Below are 21,143 nucleotides of genomic sequence, written 5' to 3'. Positions count from 1 at the left end.
GGGGGGCTTGGAAGAACATGATACGGGTAGGTAGTTAATGTAGTCGGAAGTTATACATTAATCATTCCATTTGATAATAATCCCTGAAAGAGTTTATCTCTTTTAAGGATTCAGGTTAATTAAATTCCAATAATGGTTGTTCATAAATATTCAGCGCTATGGTCGTCCCATTGTCTATGTAAGTAATCTCAAGGGTTGCTGAACCTGAAGTAATTGAGCCACTGGAAACGACTGCAGGAAAATGCTTATTCTGAACATAATCATACAGATCAATTTGCTCAATTTTCGCTGTCCGGCGTTCTCCAAATAGTGCAATTCTAAACTGCCCGTACATTATATCTCCAAAATAAACCTTTTCTCTTTTCGATTCTGTAAGGGATCTGGTTTTAGCGTTTGCTGTCTGTATGGAAAGAGAGCCAATCATACTGCAAACGAATACTGATGTTAAAATTAATCTTTTCATATATTGTCTTTTATATATTGAATATAATGAATTTTAATTTCAATTAAGATTCATTATATTATACTTAATATTTACACTGTCCAGACTACGAGGACTCCATTAAAAATAGCGGGGGCTGCTTGTTCTTCTCTTATTGAACAATAAGTACCCAATAGAGATTTCATGCGTCCCGCTTTGATAGTTGGCTAATCTGCCTGTCGTAAAATCATAAGCATAGCCTAAACGTAATCTGTCGGTTGCCATAACTTCTGCCATTATACTAAAAGCATCTGCATTTTCTAAATCACTCTGCAAGGCACTTTTGCTCCATAATTTAACTCCTGTACGATAAGAGCCTCCTAACCAGAAGCGGTCAGCATATAAAAAGAAAACATTGAAATCAAGATTGGTTGGCCCTTTAAAATCGTCTTTGATCATAATTGAAGGTTTCATCTTAATATCTTCTTTTAAAGTTAGCATAGTACCAGCTGTAAAGTAATAATGCCTGGTTTTCTTAATGGAAAGATTGCCATAGTCATTGCTTCCTATAAAAATATTATCATACATATTGTTTGGGAACAGATCGAGTACCGATAAACCGGCATAGAATGTTGGATTGTAATAGTAAATACCAAAGTTGGCATTGGGTTTCAATGTACTCACTTTACCAACCGGGATATTCGGGTCATTCTGGTCAATAGGTGAGAACTTGTTTCCATCAATGGAATATTGATTAACCCCAATACCCAGTCCCAGAGATAGCCTGCTATCATCTTCATCATTCAATCTTATTCTATAAGCGTAGGAGCCATAGAATGATAAAGACTGCTGCGGCCCTAGTTTATCATATAATATCTGGGCACCCAGTCCTACGGTTTTACTACCGGATAAGTTTGCGACTCCGTCTATCGAAGCTGTTCCTGTTTCCGGTGCCCCGGGAAAACTGACCCACTGTTTCCGGTAGGTAGTATTCAGGTACATGTCTTCTTTGTAACCCGCATAGGCAGGGTTGACGCTTAAACCATTAAATATGTACTGGCTGAACTGTATGTCCTGTTGTGCAGTAGCTACCAGGCTGGAAGTTGTAAAGAACAACAGCAAAAACAGTTTCGATCTCATTAATCTAACCTTTCTCATAATATAAGTCTTTTATAAGAGTCCCGGGCTTACCGGGACTCAATCTATCGTTCTGTTATTTTAATAATTCAATCCAACCTTTATAGCCTTTGGTATTCTGACCTGTTTTCAGCTGAAGTACATAGTAGTAAGTACCTCCGCTTAAGCCTTCGCCCGTCCAGCTGTTATCATAATTTGTAGCCCTGTAAACCTGGTTACCCCATCTATTGTAAATCAACAGTACAGATCCTGGATAATGTTCAATTCCCGGAATGACAAGCCTGTCATTTTTACCATCGCCATCTGGTGTAATTACGTTTGGAATGATAATGTCAGGCAGAATTGAATTTAATGGACTAGTTGTACAGTTAGGGCAATTAGAAGAATTAGAGTTGTTCGTTCTGCTGTTGACCACTACTGTATTGATTAAACTGCCTGTGAAGGTTACTGGCGTTTGAACGGTTACCTCATAAACTGCTGTCAATCCGTTTGGCAGAACAGCTATAGTTTCATTGAGATCGGTCGTTCCGCCAATATTAGGGTAGGTTAATCCGGTTACCGGTATTGCTGCCCATTTGGTAATCCTGGTTCCGGTAGGAGCCACATCCTTGATGTTCACATCAAGCGCATCATTTGGTCCGTTATTGGTCACTTTGATGGTGTAGATGACTGCGTCTCCTGTCACAAAGTTTTGTTGTGCAGGGTCTTTCAGTGTTTTAACTACCACTAGTGTTGCTTGTGGACTAGAGTTGATTGGTGCGGTGGTGCAAGTGGTACAAGGTCCCGGAGTAGGATCGGTTGTTGTACTGGTTGCAGTTACCGAGTTACTCAGGTTACCAGTAAAGGTAACCGGGGTTTGAACAGTAACGTAGTAAGTGGCAGTTTTTCCGTTAGCTAAAGTGGCCAGCGTCTCATTCAGATTTCCTGTACCCGATGTATTCGGATAAGTAACTCCTGCAGAAGTTATGGCAGTCCAGTTACTGATCGTTGTTCCTGCCGGAGCAATATCCGTGATGGTTACCGCTGCTGCATCACCCGGACCGTTATTGGTCACGTTGATTCTGTAAAGAACTGCCTGACCAGGAACAAAACTGGTTTGTGCTGGGTCTTTCAGTGTTTTAACAGTATTCAGGTGAGCCTGGCCACTTGCTGGTAATCCTGGGGTTGTACAAGTAGTACAAGGTCCCGGAGTTGGGTCGGCCGTGGTACTGGTTGTCGTTACCGAGTTGCTGAGCGTACCTGTGAAGCTGGTCGGTGTCTGAACAGTCACGTCGTAGGTTGCAGTCAGTCCGTTGCCTAAAGTTGCTATAGTTTCATTCAGGTTACCGGTGCCCGAAGTATTCGGATAAGTAACTCCTGCAGAAGTTATAGCAGTCCAGCTACTGATTGTAGTTCCTGCCGGAGCAGCATCAGTGATGGTTACTGCAGCTGCACTACCTGGGCCGTTATTGGTCACATTGATTCTGTAAACGACTGCCTGACCAGGAACAAAACTGGTTTGTGCTGGGTCTTTCAGCGTTTTAACAGTATTCAGGTGTGCCAACTCGCTTGCAGGGAGTGGTGTGGTGGTACAAGTAGTACAAGGTACTGGATTAGGGTCGGTAGTTGTACTTGTAGCAGACACTGAATTGCTCAGGTTACCTGTGAAGCTGGTTGGTGTCTGAACGGTCACATCGTAAGTTGCAGTCAATCCGTTGGCTAAGGTAGTCAGCGTTTCGTTCAGATTACCTGTGCCCGAAGTATTCGGATAAGTAACTCCTGCAGAAGTTATAGCAGTCCAGCTACTGATTGTAGTTCCTGCCGGAGCAGCATCAGTTATGGTTACTGCAGCTGCATCACTTGGGCCATTGTTGGTTACATTAATAGTATAAACGACTGCCTGACCAGGAACAAAATTAGCTTGTGCTGGATTTTTCAACGTTTTCACGATGTTCAGATGTGCTCTGGCTCCCGGTGTTGTTGTTGCCGTAGCAGTGTTATTACCCGTAGCCGGATCATTTTCTGTACCTGTAATGGTTGCGGTATTCACATAAGAACCAGCTGCATTTACAGTAGCTGTAATGGTTAAGGTAGAGGTTGCTGCATTGGTTAAAGTACCGATAGTCCACAGACCCGTTGCGGGAACATAAGTTGTACCCGCTGGTGGGGTAGAGCTTACGTAGGTGTAACCCGCAGGCAATAGATCAGTAACCACGATACCTGTACCGTTACTTGGGCCATTGTTAGTAGCAACCAGCGTAAACACGACGTTGCTTCCAATTGCTGGATTGGCATTATCTACCGTTTTCACCAGGTCTAAATTAGTGGTTGCTGTAGGGGCAGGCGTTGCTGTTGATGTATTGTTACCCGGAGCCGGATCATTCTCGCTACCTGTAATAATTGCAGTATTGGCATAAGGGCCGGTTGCATTTACTGTAGCAGTGATGGTCAGTGTCGAGGTCGCAGCATTCGTTAAAGTACCGATTGTCCACAGTCCGGTTGCAGGAACATAAGTCGTGCCCGCTGGTGGCGTAGAGCTTACGTAAGTGTAACCCGCAGGCAATAGATCTGTAACCACGATTCCTGTACCGTTACTCGGGCCATTGTTGGTGGCAACCAACGTAAACACGACATTGCTTCCAACAGCAGGAGTTGGGTTATCTACAGTTTTTACCAGGTCTAAATTGGCTGTTGCTGTAGGGGCAGGCGTTGCTGTTGAAGTATTATTGCCCGGGGCCGGATCATTTTCTGTACCTGTAATAGTTGCCGTATTCGCATAAGGGCCAGCTGCATTTACAGTAGCAGTAATGGTTAGCGAAGAGGTAGCACCATTGGTTAAAGTACCAATTGTCCACAGTCCTGTTGCAGGAACATAGGTTGTACCCGCTGGTGGCGTAGAACTTACGTAAGTATAACCTGCAGGCAATAGGTCTGTGACCACGATACCCGTGCCATTACTTGGGCCATTGTTGGTAGCAACCAGCGTAAACACGACATTATTTCCAACAGCAGGCGTAAGGTTATCTACCGTTTTCACCAGGTCTAAATTGGTGGTTGCTGTAGGGGCAGGCGTTGCTGTTGAAGTATTGTTGCCCGGAGCCGGATCATTTTCTATACCAGTGATAGTTGCGGTATTGGCATAAGGGCCAGCTGCATTTACAGTAGCAGTAATGGTTAGCGAAGAGGTTGCACCATTGGTTAAATTGCCGATTGTCCACATTCCAGTTGCAGGAACATAAGTTGTACCTGCTGGTGGCGTAGAACTCACGTACGTGTAACCCGCAGGCAATAGATCCGTAACCACGATTCCTGTACCGCTACTTGGACCATTGTTAGTGGCAACCAGTGTAAACACGACATTGCTTCCAATTGATGGGGTTAGGTTATCCACCGTTTTCACCAGGTCTAAATTGGTGGTTGCTGTCGGAGCAGGCGTTACCGTTGAAATATTGTTACCCGGAGCCGGATCATTTTCTGTACCTGTAATAGTTGCAGTATTGGCATAAGGGCCGGTTGCATTTACAGTAGCGGTAATAGTCAGTGTTGAGGCCGCACCATTGGTTAATGTACCGATTGTCCACAATCCACTTGCCGGAACATAAGTTGTGCCCGCTGGTGGGGTAGAGCTCACATAGGTGTAACCCGCAGGCAATAGATCCGTAACCACGATTCCTGTACCATCACTTGGGCCATTGTTGGTAGCAACCAGCGTAAACACAACATTATTTCCAACAGCAGGGGTCAGGTTATCTACCGTTTTTACCAGGTCTAGATTGGTGGTTGCGGTCGGAGCGGGAGTCGCTGTTGAAGTATTGTTACCCGGAGCCGGATCGTTTTCGTTACCTGTAATAGTTGCAGTATTGGCATAAGGACCAGCTGCATTTACGGTAGCGGTAATAGTCATTGTCGAGCTGGCAGCATTGGTTAAAGTACCGATTGTCCACAGCCCTGTTGCCGGAACATAAGTCGTACCCGCTGGTGGGGTAGAGCTCACATAGGTGTAACCCGCAGGCAATAGATCCGTAACTACGATTCCTGTACCATCACTTGGGCCATTGTTAGTTGCAACCAAGGTGAAGGTTACATCTGTACCTACCGCAGGATTGGCATTGTTTACAGTTTTCACCAGGTCTAAATTGGTAGTTGCAGTCGGAGCAGGCGTTGCCGTTGAAGTATTGTTACCCGGAGCCGGATCATTTTCTGCACCTGTAATAGTTGCAGTATTCGCATATGAACCAGCTGCATTTACAGTAGCGGTAATGGTCAGTGTCGAGGTGGCACCATTGGTTAATGTACCGATTGTCCACAGTCCAGTTGCCGGAACATAAGTCGTACCTGCTGGTGGGGTAGAACTAACGTAAGTGTAACCTGCAGGCAATAGATCCGTAACCACGATTCCTGTACCGTTACTTGGGCCATTATTAGTGGCAACCAGGGTAAACACGACGTTATTTCCAACAGCAGGGGCCGGGTTATCCACCGTTTTCACGAGGTCTAAATTGGTAGTTGCAGTCGGAGCAGGCGTTGCCGTTGAAGTATTGTTACCCGGAGCCGGATCATTTTCGTTACCTGTAATACTAGCAGTATTGGCATAAGAACCAGTTGCATTTACGGTAGCGGTAATGGTTAGCGAAGAAGTAGCACCGTTAGTTAAGGTGCCGATTGTCCACAGTCCCGTTGCAGGAACATAAGTTGTACCCGCTGGTGGAGTAGAGCTTACGTAAGTGTAACCCGCAGGCAATAGATCCGTAACTACGACTCCTGTGCCATCACTTGGGCCATTGTTGGTAGCAACCAGCGTAAACACAACGTTATTTCCAACAGCAGGGGTCGGATTATCCACTGTTTTCACCAGGTCTAGATTAGTGGTTCCAGTCGGAGCCGGAGTTACTGTTGATGTATTATTACCCGGAGCCGGATCGTTTTCGTTACCTGTAATAGTTGCAGTATTGGCATAAGGACCAGCTGCATTTACGGTAGCGGTAATAGTCAGTGTCGAGCTGGCAGCATTGGTTAAAGTACCGATTGTCCACAGCCCTGTTGCAGGAACATAAGTTGTACCCGCTGGTGGGGCAGAACCTACGTAAGTATAACCCGCAGGCAATAGATCCGTCACCACGATTCCTGTACCATCACTTGGGCCATTGTTAGTGGCAACCAAAGTAAAGGTTACATCTGTACCTACAGCAGGGGTCGCGTTGTTTACAGTTTTCACCAGGTCTAAATTGGTAGTTGCAGTCGGAGCCGAAGTCGCTGTTGAGGTATTATTACCCGGAGCCGGATCATTTTCTGTACCTGTAATAGTTGCAGTATTGGCATAAGGGCCAGCTGCATTTACAGTAGCAGTGATGGTCAGTGTTGAGGCCGCACCATTAGTTAAAGTACCGATTGTCCACAGGCCACTTGCAGGAACATAAGTTGTACCCGCTGGTGGGGTAGAACTTACGTAAGTGTAACCCGCAGGCAATAGATCCGTAACCACGATTCCTGTGCCATCACTAGGGCCATTGTTAGTAGCAACCAGGGTAAACACAACATTATTTCCAACAGCCGGGGTCGGGTTATCCACTGTTTTGACCAGGTCTAAATTGGTAGTTGCAGTCGGAGCCGGAGTTACTGTTGAGGTATTATTACCCGGAGCCGGATCATTTTCTGTACCTGTAATACTAGCAGTATTGGCATAAGAACCAGCTGCATTTACGGTAGCGGTAATGGTTAGCGAAGAAGTAGTACCATTGGTTAAGGTACCGATTGTCCACAGTCCCGTTGCAGGAACATAAGTTGTACCTGCTGGCGGCGTAGAACTTACGTAAGTATAACCCGCAGGCAATAGATCTGTAACCACTATACCCGTACCATCACTTGGGCCATTGTTAGTAGCAACCAGGGTAAACACAACGTTATTTCCAACAGCCGGAGCCGGGTTATCCACCGTTTTTACCAGGTCTAAATTGGTGGTTGCGGTCGGAGCCGGAGTTACTGTTGATGTATTATTACCAGGAGCCGGATCATTTTCGTTACCAGTAATGGTTGCAGTATTCGCATAAGAACCTGCTGCATTTACCGAAGCGGTAATGGTTAGCGAAGAGGTAGCACCATTGGTTAAAGTACCGATTGTCCACAGGCCGGTTGCCGGAGCATAAGTTGTACCCGCTGGTGGCGTAGAACTCACGTAAGTGTAACCCGCAGGCAATAGATCTGTGACTATGATACCTGTACCATCACTCGGGCCATTATTAGTGGCAACCAGTGTAAACACGACGTTATTTCCAACAGCAGGGGTCAGGTTATCCACCGTTTTCACCAGGTCTAAATTGGTGGTTGCAGTTGGAGCCGGAGTCGAAGTCGAGGTATTGTTACCCAATATCGGATCATTTTCATTACCGGTAATAGTTGCAGTATTCGCATAAGAACCTGCTGCATTTACGGTAGCAGTAATGGTCAGGGTAGAAGTAGCGCCATTAGCCAGTGTACCGATTGTCCACAGGCCAGTTACAGGAGCATAAGTCGTACCCGCTGGTGGCGTAGAACTCACGTAAGTATAACCAGCCGGAAGCAGGTCAGTAACCACGATTCCGGTACCATCACTCGGTCCATTGTTGGTGGCAACCAGTGTAAAGACTACATTGTTTCCAGCAGCAGGTGTAGGATTGTCTACTGTTTTCACCAGTGCTAAATTGGTGGTTGCTGTAGGAGCCGGAGTTGAAGTAGAGGTATTGTTACCTAATATCGGATCATTTTCGTTACCTGTAATAGTTGCAGTATTCGCATAAGAACCAGCTGCATTTACCGAAGCGGTAATGGTCAGGGTAGAAGTAACACCATTAGCCAGTGTACCGATTGTCCACAGACCAGTTGCAGGAGCATAAGTTGTACCCGCTGGCGGCGTAGAACTCACGTAAGTATAACCAGCAGGAAGCAGGTCAGTAACCACGATTCCGGTACCGTCACTCGGGCCATTGTTGGTGGCAACCAGTGTAAAGACTACATTGTTTCCAACAGCAGGGGTCGGGTTATCCACCGTTTTTACCAGTGCTAAATTGGTGGTTGCAGTCGGAGCCGGAGTCGCTGTTGAAGTATTGTTACCCAATATCGGATCATTTTCGTTATCTGTAATAGTTGCAGTATTGGCATAAGAACCAGCTGCATTTACCGAAGCGGTAATGGTCAGTGTCGAGGTAGCACCATTGGTTAAAGTACCGATTGTCCACAGGCCACTTGCCGGAACATATGTTGTACCCGCTGGTGGCGTAGCACTGATGTAGGTATAACCCGCAGGCAATAGATCCGTAACCACGATTCCTGTACCGTTACTCGGGCCATTGTTGGTGGCAACCAGTGTAAAGACTACGTTATTGCCAACAGCAGGGGTAGGATTATCTACCGTTTTCGCCAGTGCTAAATTGGTGGTTGCTGTCGGAGCAGGAGTCGAAGTCGAGGTATTGTTGCCCGGTATCGGATCATTTTCGTTACCAGTGATACTAGCAGTATTGGCGTAAGAACCAGTCGCATTTACCGAAGCGGTAATGGTCAGTGTCGAGGTGGCACCATTGGTTAAAGTACCGATTGTCCACAATCCAGTTGCCGGAGCATAAGTCGTACCTGCTGGTGGGGTAGAGCTTGCGTAGGTATAACCTGCCGGAAGCAGATCCGTAACTACGATTCCCGTACCATCACTTGGACCATTGTTAGTAGCAACCAGGGTAAATACGACGTTATTGCCAACAGCAGGGGTAGGATTATCTACCGTTTTCGCCAGTGCTAAATTGGTGGTTGCTGTCGGAGCAGGAGTCGAAGTCGAGGTATTGTTGCCCGGTATCGGATCATTTTCGTTACCAGTGATACTAGCAGTATTGGCATACGGACCAGCTGCATTTACGGTAGCGGTAATGGTCAGGGTAGAGTTTGAACCATTGGTTAATGTACCGATTGTCCACAGGCCAGTGGCCGGAGCATAAGTTGTGCCCGCTGGTGGGGTAGAACTCACATAAGTATAACCCGCAGGCAATAGATCTGTGACTACGATTCCCGTACCATCACTAGGGCCGTTGTTATTGGCAACCAGGGTAAATACGACATTATTTCCAACAGCAGGAGTCGGGTTATCTACCGTTTTCACCAGGTCTAAATTGGTGGTTGCTGTAGGGGCCGGCGTTGCTGTTGAAGTATTGTTACCTAAAACCGGATCATTTTCTGTACCTGTAATGGTTGCAGTATTCGCGTAAGAACCAGCTGCATTTACTGAAGCAGTAATGGTCAGTGTCGAGGTGGCACCATTGGTTAATGTACCTATTGTCCACAGCCCTGTTGCAGGAACATAAGTTGTACCCGCTGGTGGCGTAGAACTTACGTAAGTATAACCCGCAGGCAATAGATCTGTTACGACAATTCCTGTACCGTCACTTGGGCCGTTGTTAGTAGCAACCAGGGTAAATACGACGTTATTTCCAACAGCAGGGATAGGATTATCTACCGTTTTCGTAAGGGCTAAATTAGTGGTTGCAGTTGGTGCTGGTGTTGCTGTTGAAGTATTATTACCCGGAGCCGGATCATTTTCGTTACCTGTAATACTAGCAGTATTCGCATAAGAACCAGCTGCATTTACCGAAGCGGTAATGGTCAGTGTCGAGGTGGCACCATTGGTCAATGTACCGATTGTCCACAAACCAGTTGCCGGAGCATAAGTTGTACCCGCTGGCGGTGTAGAGCTTGCGTAAGTATAACCCGCAGGCAATAAATCAGTAACCACGATTCCTGTGCCGTCACTTGGGCCATTGTTGGTAGCAACCAGTGTAAAGACTACATTGTTTCCAACAGCAGGGGTCAGGTTATCCACCGTTTTGGCCAGAGCTAAATTGGTGGTTGCTGTAGGGGTAGTGGTCGCGGTTGAAGTATTATTACCCGGAGCCGGATCATTTTCGTTACCGGTAATAGTTGCAGTATTCGCATAAGAACCAGTCGCATTTACGGTAGCGGTAATGGTCAGGGTAGAAGTAGCTGTATTAGCCAGTGTACCTATTGTCCACAGGCCAGTTGCCGGAGCATAAGTTGTACCTGCTGGTGGCGTAGAACTTACGTAAGTGTAACCCGCAGGCAATAGATCTGTAACCACTAGACCCGTACCATCACTTGGGCCATTGTTAGTGGCAACCAGGGTAAATACAACATTATTTCCAACAGCAGGCGTGGCATTATCTACTGTTTTTGCCAGCGCTAAGTTTGTTGTAGATGTTGGAGCAGTAGTTACTGTAGCCGTATTATTTCCAGCGACAGGATCACTTTCTGTTCCTGTAATAGTGGCTGTATTTGCATATGATCCGGCAGCATTAACAGAAGCCGTAATTGTCATACTTTTTCCTGTACCAGTTGCCAGTGCATCAATTGTCCATACACCAGTTCCAGGAATATAAGTTGTACCTGCCGCAGGCGTTGAACTTATATAAGTATAACCAGAAGGCAATAGATCAGTTACCACAATACCAGTACCATCACTTGGGCCTTTATTATTGGCAACTAATGTAAATACAACATTATTACCTACAGCCGGAGTAGAATTATCTACCGTTTTTAAGATTTCAAAATCTGCTTGTTTTCCAACAGATGTTGAAGCTGTACTGGTATTATTGGCCAGGTTGAAATCGACTACTGCACCAGAAGAAGTAACAGTTGCCGTGTTGTTTATTGTTGCCGCACTTGGTGAAGCACTTACAATTCCATTCACTGTAACCAGAATATAATTTGCAGGATCAGCTGCAATATTTCCAGTTAGGGCGATATTACCCGATCCTGATAAAGGAGGGATAACGGTAGCAGTACCAGCAGTTGTCACAGCCCATGTTGGATTTTGTATATCTGCCGGAATTAAATCATTAATCGTTAATCCATTTACATCTCTCGGGCCAGCATTGCTTACTTTAATCGTGTAAGCAATAGGTGAGCCTGCGGTGGCTGTTTGAGGGCCGCTTTTTTCAATAACCAGATCAGTAGACTGGTTAACAGCCGTAGTTACAGAACTTGTAGGCGCAGAAGTTGGCGTTGTTACTGTAACCGTATTTGTAAAAGAAGGTAATGCAGCTGAATTGATTGTTCCCTGAATAACAAGAGTTATAGTTCCCGGTACAGGAATGTCTCCTGTAATATTTATAACAGGACTTGTTCCCGTATTTGGTCCAAGGAATGTTGCTCCGCCAGCTGCACTGACTGTCCAGTTGCTTACCGTTACAGAAGTTGGGACATTGTCGGCAATCACTGCACCAGTTATATCTCCCGCACCTCCATTGGAAACTACAATAGTATAAGTGATCGGATCACCAATATTAACAGTAGTAGGACCATTTTTAGAAACCCTTACATCTGCTGAGTTGTTGACTGTTGTACCAACTGAACTGGCATTTGAACTTCCGTCAGGATCGGTAACAGGGCTGCCCGCAGGGAAAACTGCGGTAGCTGTATTGGAGAATGTAGCCCCATCTGCTGTAGCAGGATTAACCGTTCCGTTAACCACAATATCAATGACACCAGTTCCGGATGGAATACTTCCGGTGATATTAATATTACCTGTTCCACTTGGAGCACTTACCGTTGCCAGATTTTGTGTGGTTGCTGTCCAGGTTGGTGTTAAGATTTGCGCAGGAATTACATCTTGAATAACTACTCCCGGTGCATCACTTGGGCCATCATTGATAATATGCAGCGTATAAGAAATGGCCTGACCGGCTGCAATATTTGCAGGGCCTGATTTAGTAATACGAACATTGGCCAATCTGGAAACTGTTGAGGTAACCGTACTTGTTGCCGGTACCGGATTATTAACCCCAGGCTCAGGAGTGGCAGTCGCTGTATTTACCAGCGAAGTTCCCGTATAAGTAGAACTAAGCAGTCCATTGACCACTACTTGCACAGCGGCTGTTCCTGCAGGAATCTGAGCAAGCAGATTCACATTGCCAGTTCCTGTAGCAGCGCCGTTAATAACTGCCCCATTTGATGGGGTAGCTGACCAGGTTACTCCAGTTAAGCCGGCTGGTACGTTGTCAATGATGTTTACATTGTTGACATCCGAAGGTCCGGTATTTGTTACATTAAGAGTGTAACTTACATTACTTCCTGCGGTTAATGTTGCAGGGCCTGTTTTTTGGATTTTTACATTGGCATCCTTAGTGATTGTTGTAGTTACCGTATTGGAATTGATGACAGGACTTCCGGCAGTATTTACAACGGCAGTATTAGTCACCGAAGCCGCAGCGGATGAAGAAAGGACAGTTCCTGTAATATTAATACGAATCTGATTTCCACCACCAGCAGGGATATTACCAGTTACAGCAACATTGTTATTCAGGCCGGTTGCTCCTGTAGTTACAGTTGCAGTGCCTATTCCTGTTGCTGTCCAGCTTACACCTGTTAGCGTAGCTGATACATTATCAATAATAGATTGCGCCAGTGCATCTCCCGTACCATTATTGCTCACAGTAACAACATAATTAACTACACCTCCTGCACTTACTGTTGCAGGTCCTGTTTTTGTAAGCTGAAGACTTACCGGAGTTGTAATGGCAGTAGAAGTATTATTTCCTGTTACAGGATCACTCTGTCCACCAGTTATAGTTGCCGTATTCGCATAGTTTCCTGTTGGATTTACAGTAGCTGTAATCGCCAGAGAAGCATTGCCGCCATTGGCTAAATTACCAATAGTCCATACCCCGGTTCCGCTGTTATAGGTTCCGGTTGACGGAGCAGCAGAGACAAAAGTATATCCTGAAGGTACCAGGTCGTTAACAGTAACTCCTGTTGCATTGCTTGGCCCTGCATTACTTGCTGCTAAAGTGAAAATAACCTGATTTCCGGCATAAGGAGAAGGATTATTTACAGTTTTAACAATACTTAGATTGGTAGTTGCAATTGGAGTTGGTGTTACCGTTGCAATATTATTTCCAGGGATACCATCGATTTCAAGACCAGTGATGACCGCAGTATTGCCATAAGGGCCAAACGGATTTACAGTCGCGGTAATAGTCATGGTCGCAGAAGCGCCGCTGGCTAAAGTACCAATTGCCCATGATCCCGTTAGCGGAACATATGTAGTGCCTGCCGGAGGCGTAGAACTCACATAGGTATAACCAAGTGGCAGCAGGTCAGTCACTACAGTTGCTGTACTCGGGCTCGGGCCATTGTTGGTCGCTACAAGTGTAAATACGACATTACTTCCAACTGCCGGAGTAGGGTTGTTCACTGTTTTGACAATTGATTTGTCCGCGTTCGGAACAGGTATTGGTAAAATTGTAGAAGTATTATTTAATGTAACCGGGTCAGTTTCCGTACCGGTAATTGTTGCTGTATTGGCATAAGGCCCGGTTGCATTCACTGTAGCAGTAATGGTCATGGTCGCATTCGCCCCATTTGCTAAAGCCCCGATAGTCCAGATGCCGCTTGCAGGAACATAAGTTGTACCAGCAGGTGGGGTAGAACTTACATAAGTATAACCTGCAGGAAGTAAATCGGTCACTATAATTCCAGTACCGGGGCTTAACCCGTTATTCGTGGCAACCAGTGTAAACACCACGTTGCTGCCTACAGGAGGCGTTAAATTATCCACTGTTTTGACAATAGATCTGTCGGTAACAGCTACCGGTACTGGTGTGTTTGTTGAAGTATTATTGCCAGCAGCCGGGTCATTCTCGTTTCCTGTAATGGTGGCTGTATTGCCATAAGGGCCAGTCGCATTCACAGTAGCCGTAATTGCTAAGGTCGAACTTAGTCCGGCTGGTAAAGTACCAATGGTCCATAACCCTGTTGCCGGAACATAAGTTGTGCCGATAGCTGGAAGAGAACTTACATAAGTATAACCTGCCGGAAGCAGATCAGTAACGGTAATTCCAGTACCAGCACTTGGCCCGTTGTTCGTTGCAACGAGTGTGAACACCACGTTGGTTCCTACAACAGGATTTGGATTACTTACTGTTTTCACGATCGAGCGGTCTGAGGCAGGTACCGGAACAGGTGTACTCGTTGAAGTATTATTTCCAGGAACCCCATCAATTTCAAGACCTGTAATCACCGCGGTATTGGCATAAGGGCCAACCGGGTTTACAGTCGCAGTAATAGTCATGGTTGCGTTTGCTCCGCTGGCTAAAGCGCCGATTGTCCATGCTCCGGTTAGTGGTACATAAGCAGTACCTGCCGGAGGCGTAGAACTCACATAAGTATATCCAATCGGAAGCAGGTCAGTAACCACGGTCGCATTACTGGTACTCGGCCCATTGTTGGTCGCCACCAATGTAAACACGATATTGCTTCCAACTGCCGGAGTTTGGTTATCGACTGTTTTGACAACTGATCTGTCCGTAGCCGGAACAGGGATTGGTAAAATTGTAGACGTATTATTCAGTGTAATAGGGTCACTTTCAGTTCCGGTAATGGTTGCAGTATTGGCATAAGGGCCGGTTGGATTTACGGTGGCGGTAATGGTCAGCGTAGCATTATTACCCGCTGCTAAAGCCCCAATAGTCCATAAACCTGTTGCCGGAATATAAGTTGTACCTGCTGGCGGAGTAGAGCTCACATAAGTATAACCAGCAGGAAGTAAATCGGTCACCGTAATTCCTGTACCTGGGCTTAACCCGTTATTAGCGGCAACCAGTGTAAATACCACATTGCTGCCTACAACAGGGGTTAAGTTATCAACTGTTTTTACGATAGCCCTGTCAGTAACTGGTAATGGAACAGGGGTTACAATTGAAATGTCATTTCCAGGAACTGCGTCTATTTCAAGACCCGTAATCACTGCTGTATTGGCATAAGGGCCTACAGGGTTTACAGTTGCGGTAATAGTCATGGTTGCAGAAGCGCCACTGGCTAAAGTACCAATTGCCCATGATCCGGTTAGTGGTACATAAGCAGTACCTGCCGGAGGAGTAGAGCTCACATAAGTATAACCAATTGGTAGCAGATCAGTCACTACAGTTGCCGTACTCGGACTTGGGCCATTGTTAGTCGCCACTAGTGTAAACACAACATTGCTTCCAACTGCCGGAGTTGGGTTATTCACTGTTTTGACAACTGTTCTGTCTGTATTAGGAACAGGTACAGGTAAAATTGTAGCTGCATTGTTGAGCGTAACCGGGTCAGTTTCTGTACCGGTAATGGTTGCTGTATTGGCATAAGGCCCGGTTGCATTGACTTTAGCGGTAATGGTCATGGTCGCATTCGCCCCATTTGCTAAAGCCCCGATAGTCCAGATGCCGCTTGCAGGAACATAAGTTGTACCAGCAGGTGGGGTAGAACTTACATAAGTATAACCTGCAGGAAGTAAATCGGTCACTATAATTCCAGTACCCGGGCTTAACCCGTTATTCGTGGCAACCAGTGTAAACACCACGTTGCTTCCTACTGGAGGAGTTAAGTTATCCACTGTTTTGACAATAGACCTGTCGGTAACGGCTACCGGTACAGGTGTATTTGTTGATGTATTATTTCCAGGAGCCGGATCATTCTCGTTTCCTGTAATGGTTGCTGTATTGGCATAAGGGCCCGTCGCATTCACAGTAGCCGTAATTGCTAAGGTTGAACTTAGTCCGGCTGGTAAAGTACCAATGGTCCATAACCCTGTTGCCGGAGCATAAGTTGTGCCGATAGCTGGAAGAGAAGTTACATAGGTATAACCTGCCGGAAGCAGATCAGTAACGGTAATTCCAGTACCAGCACTTGGCCCGTTGTTCGTTGCAACGAGTGTGAACACCACGTTGGTTCCTACAACAGGATTTGGATTACTCACTGTTTTAACGATTGATCTGTCTGAGGTAGGTACAGGAACAGGTGTACTGGTTGAGGTATTGTTTCCAGGAACCCCATCAATCTCAAGACCTGTGATTACCGCAGTATTAGCGTAAGGGCCAACCGGGTTTACAGTAGCAGTAATGGTCATAGTAGAAGAAGCTCCGCTGGCTAAAGCACCTATTGTCCATGAGCCGGTTAGCGGTACATAAGCAGTACCTGCCGGAGGCGTAGAACTTACATAAGTATATCCGATCGGAAGCAGATCAGTAACCACAGTTGCATTACTGGTACTCGGGCCATTGTTGGTCGCCACAAGCGTAAACACGACATTGCTTCCAACTGCCGGAGCAGCATTGTTTACTGTTTTGACAACCGACCTGTCCGTAGTTGGAACAGGAATTGGCAAAATCGTAGACGTATTGTTCAGTGTAATAGGATCACTTTCATTTCCTGTAATGGTCGCAGTATTGGCATAAGGACCAGTTGGATTAACTGTAGCAGTAATGGTCAAGGTAGAATTTGCTCCACTCGCTAAAGCCCCGATTGACCATAAACCTGTTACAGGAGTATAAGTTGTACCAGCAGGTGGGGTAGAACTTACATAAGTATAACCAGCAGGAAGCAGATCTGTCACTGTGATTCCAGTACCATCACTTAACCCATTGTTTGCTGCAACCAGTGTAAACACAACGTTGCTGCCTACAGGTGGAGTCAGGTTATTCACTGTTTTTACAATTGCCCTGTCGGTAACTGGTAACGGAACAGGGGTTACTGTAGAGAAATTGTTTCCGGGAACCGCATCTATTTCAAGACCCGTAATCACTGCAGTATTAATATAAGGACCAACCGGATTTACAGTCGCGGTAATAGTCATGGTTGCAGAAGCGCCGCTGGCTAAAGTACCAATTGCCCATGATCCCGTTAGCGGAACATAAGTAGTACCTGCCGGAGGCGTAGAACTCACATAGGTATAACCTATTGGCAATAGATCAGTCACTACAGTTGCCGTACTCGGGCTTGGGCCGTTGTTTGTCGCTACCAATGTAAATACGACATTACTTCCAACTGCCGGGGCAGGGTTGTTCACTGTTTTAACAACTGTTCTGTCTGTAGCCGGAACAGGGATTGGTAAAATCGTAGACGTATTATTCAGCGTAACCGGGTCAGTTTCCGTACCGGTAATGGTCGCTGTATTGGCATAAGGTCCTGCTGCATTGACTTTAGCAGTAATGGTCATGGTCGCATTTGCACCATTCGCTAAAGCACCGATAGTCCACAAACCTGTTCCGGGTGTATAATTTGTCCCGGCAGGCGGAGTAGAACTTACATAAGTATAACCCGCAGGAAGCAGATCTGTTACTGTAATTCCAGTACCCGCGCTTAACCCGTTATTAGCGGCAACCAGTGTAAACACGACATTGCTGCCTACCGGAGGCGCTAAGTTGTCAACAGTTTTGACAATAGCCCTATCTGTAACAGCTACTGGTACAGGTGTGCTGGTTGCTGTATTATTACCAGCAGCCGGATCATTTTCGTTTCCTGCAATAGTCGCTGTATTGGCATAAGGGCCAGTCGCATTAACAGTAGCAGTAATCGCTAAAGTTGAACTTAGTCCGGCTGGTAGGGTACCAATGGTCCACAAGCCTGTTGCCGGAGCATAAGTTGTTCCCAGAGCAGGTAAAGAAGCTACATAAGTATAACCTGCCGGAAGTAAATCTGTAACTGTAGTTCCAGTGCTTGCACTTGGTCCGTTATTCGTTGCAATAAGTGTGAACACTACATTGGTTCCTACTACAGGATTAGGTGTATCGACTGTTTTTACAATCGACCTGTCTGTGGTGGCTACCGGAACAGGTGCACTCGTTGAAGTATTGTTTCCAGGTACCCCATCAATTTCAAGACCTGTAATCACCGCGGTATTGGCATAAGGGCCAACCGGGTTTACTGTCGCAGTAATGGTCATGGTCGCAGAAGCTCCGCTGGCCAGAGCGCCGATAGTCCATGAACCCGTTAGCGGTATATAAGCAGTACCTGCAGGCGGCGTAGAACTTCACATAGGTATAACCTATCGGAAGCAGGTCAGTCACTACAGTTGCCGTACTCGGGCTCGGGCCATTGTTGGTCGCCACCAATGTAAATACGACATTGCTTCCAACTGCCGGAGCAGCGTTGTTTACTGTTTTAACAACCGATCTGTCCGTAGTCGGAACAGGGATTGGCAAAATCGTAGCCGTATTATTCAGCGTAACCGGATCACTTTCATTTCCTGTGATGGTCGCAGTATTGGCATAAGGACCAGTTGGATTTACGGTCGCAGTAATGGTTAAGGTTGAATTTGCCCCATTTGCTAAAGAACCGATCGTCCACAAACCTGTTGCAGGGGTATAAGTTGTTCCAGCCGGAGGGGTTGAACTCACGTAGGTATAACCTGCCGGAAGTAAGTCTGTAACTGTAATCCCTGTACCAGGGCTTATCCCGTTATTGGTGGCAATGAGTGTAAACACTACATTACTGCCTACAACAGGGGTTAAGTTGTCAACCGTTTTTACAATTGCCCTGTCGGTAACCGCTACTGGTACAGGTGTGCTCGTTGCGCTGTTATTACCAGCGGTCGGGTCGTTTTCAATTCCCGTAATGGTGGCAGTATTGGCATAAGGACCAGTTGCATTTACGGTAGCAGTAATTGTCAATACTGCGCTTGCTCCATTTGGTAAAGTACCAATGGTCCACAAACCTGTTCCCGGAACATAAGTTGTTCCCAGCGAAGGAAGAGAAGCCACATAAGTATAACCTGCAGGAAGTAAATCAGTGACCGTGGTTCCTGTACTTGCACTTGGCCCGTTATTAGTTGCTGTTAAGGTAAATATGACATTCGTTCCTACAGTCGGAGTTGGGTTACTGACTGTTTTTAAGATGGAACGGTCGGCAACAGCAGCCGGGGTGATGGTGACCGAAGAGGTGTTATTGGGTGTTACCGGATCGTTTTCGATACCTGTAACTACAGCAATATTCGTATAAGGTCCCGTTGCATTAACCCTGGCTGTAATGGTCATCGATGCACCAGCTGTACTTGCCAGGTTTCCAATAGCCCATAAACCAGTCAGGTTAACATATGTGCCCGCAGTAGGGGTAGTATTGCTGATATAAGTAAAACCTGCCGGAAGCAGATCTGTTACCGCAACTCCTGTGGCCGGACTAGGGCCGTTGTTCAAAGCATTTAAAGTGAAAACAACATTACTGCCTACTACAGGTGTTAAATTGTCTGCGGTTTTAATGATCTGGCGATCCGTTACCAATACTGGTACCGGGGTTATAGTTGACGTATTATTTGCAGCGACCGGATCATCCTGGTTTCCACTAATCGTGGCTGTATTCGCATAGGGCCCGGTTAAATTTACTTTGGCTACAATACTTAAAGTGGCTGTACCCGTACTTGCTGTAAGGGCACCTACATTCCAAACACCGGTGCCGGAATTATAGGTTCCGGCAGATGGTGTTGCACTTACAAAGGTATAACCCGCGGGGAGTAAATCATTGACGACTACTCCTGTTGCATTATTATTTCCGAGATTACTTGCCGTTAACGTAAAAGTCGTATTGCTGCCAATTGCAGGTGTTGCACTGCTTTGTGTTTTAACAATAGATAAATCTACCGGTGAATCCAGGGATACACCAATTACAGCAGCATCACCCGCGCTCTGTGGATTGGCTGCCCATATAGTTCCTGGCCCGGTTGACCTTAAGAATACCCTTAAGGTGATTGTGGTAATATTTCTACCGCTGAACAATACACTTCCGCAGGCGCCACCAGCACCACAAGCTGCATTTGGAGCAGTTGAACCATTATTAATCTGATTACCACTTACAGTTAATTCTGTAGAACCAGATAGTTTGGACATGGTAATGCCAGTGGTTATTAAATTATATTCCTGCGTTAAGGAGGTAACAGCCGTACCTGAAGTAACAGAGCCTCCCATTCCACCAATATGCAGAACAGGATTACTAACCGGCCTGCTGAAAGTAATTGTTAAATCCGCCATCTGGACTCTGCCAGGAACTGCTAAACCAGCATTTCTGACTACAGTTGAAGAAGCAAAAAGTGTTATACCATAGTTATTAGCTGCGCTGATCCCATTGGCCGGTCCGCCCGCATTTAATGGACTTGAAGTAAAAGTAGCATCTGTTGAACCGCCAAAAGCCCCTATATTCTGAAACAAGGGGCTTGTTGCATATTGATCACTTCCGGTTGTAGTTGTACCCCCAAAGAAAAGACCTGGATTAACCGCTAATGGAACCAGCGGATAGGAGGCAGTGTTAAACTGCTGATTACTGAGACTATAGGTGACCGTGACGGGTGAACCGCCTGCATTATAAGCTGCTGAAGTTGTTCCGGTTGGATTATTCGTGTTCTCTAACAATGTAAAGGTTTGTGGAAGAACAGAAGGGCCTGTCGTTGTGGTGCTGCCTGAGCCAGCAAACAACTCAAGAGTCTTCGGATTTTGAGCCAGACTCAAAAACGGGAAGAAGAAAAGAGAGAGCGCAAATAGTTTTGCAGACAGGGGTAATGTTAATAGTCTTTTCATCGCAGAAGAGCTTAATACTTCTATGGCGGTATTACCATATAGTAATGGCTACGCTGAATTCTATATCACCCTCCCGATTTTTAGAGAAAAATCTGCCTTACCGTAAAATTTTTGACGTAGCTGTTTTAATATTTAAAAGAAAATAATTTATGATGGAGTGGTTGTAATCTTAAAAGATTACAACCCAGATAACCTGAAGGAACTGAAATGTCAATTGGATAATGAACAGGTCTCTGGTTTCTTTTGAGAAGGAG

At 45.9% G+C, this 21,143-nt stretch carries 4 protein-coding genes; all 4 read right to left on the bottom strand.

What is annotated here, in order from left to right; all coding sequences use genetic code 11:
• Nucleotides 1–115: 115 nt before the first annotated feature.
• Nucleotides 116–463, bottom strand: coding sequence for a hypothetical protein (locus LY11_RS14180; RefSeq protein ID WP_146610847.1), 348 nt, complete (start codon nt 461–463; stop codon nt 116–118).
• Between the two features lie 99 nt (nt 464–562).
• The gene (locus tag LY11_RS14175) at nt 563–1,579 is read right to left on the bottom strand and encodes a PorP/SprF family type IX secretion system membrane protein (protein ID WP_111634324.1); all 1,017 of its coding nucleotides are present in this window, start codon (nt 1,577–1,579) and stop codon (nt 563–565) included.
• A gap of 55 nt (nt 1,580–1,634) precedes the next feature.
• Nucleotides 1,635–18,293: a T9SS type B sorting domain-containing protein gene (locus tag LY11_RS14170; RefSeq protein ID WP_262510927.1), complete on the bottom strand. Its 16,659-nt coding sequence runs from the start codon at nt 18,291–18,293 to the stop codon at nt 1,635–1,637.
• Entirely contained in the window at nt 18,202–20,889 is a 2,688-nt protein-coding gene (locus tag LY11_RS27175; protein ID WP_111634322.1) for a DUF11 domain-containing protein, read from the bottom strand. The genes LY11_RS14170 and LY11_RS27175 overlap by 92 nt, the downstream gene beginning before the upstream one ends.
• Between the last annotated feature and the right edge of the window lie 254 nt (nt 20,890–21,143).

The organism is Pedobacter cryoconitis (assembly GCF_003259615.1).
Classification (GTDB): Bacteria; Bacteroidota; Bacteroidia; order Sphingobacteriales; family Sphingobacteriaceae; genus Pedobacter; species Pedobacter cryoconitis.
Note: the sequence above shows the minus strand (reverse complement) of the source record. Positions and strands in the feature narration are given on the sequence as shown.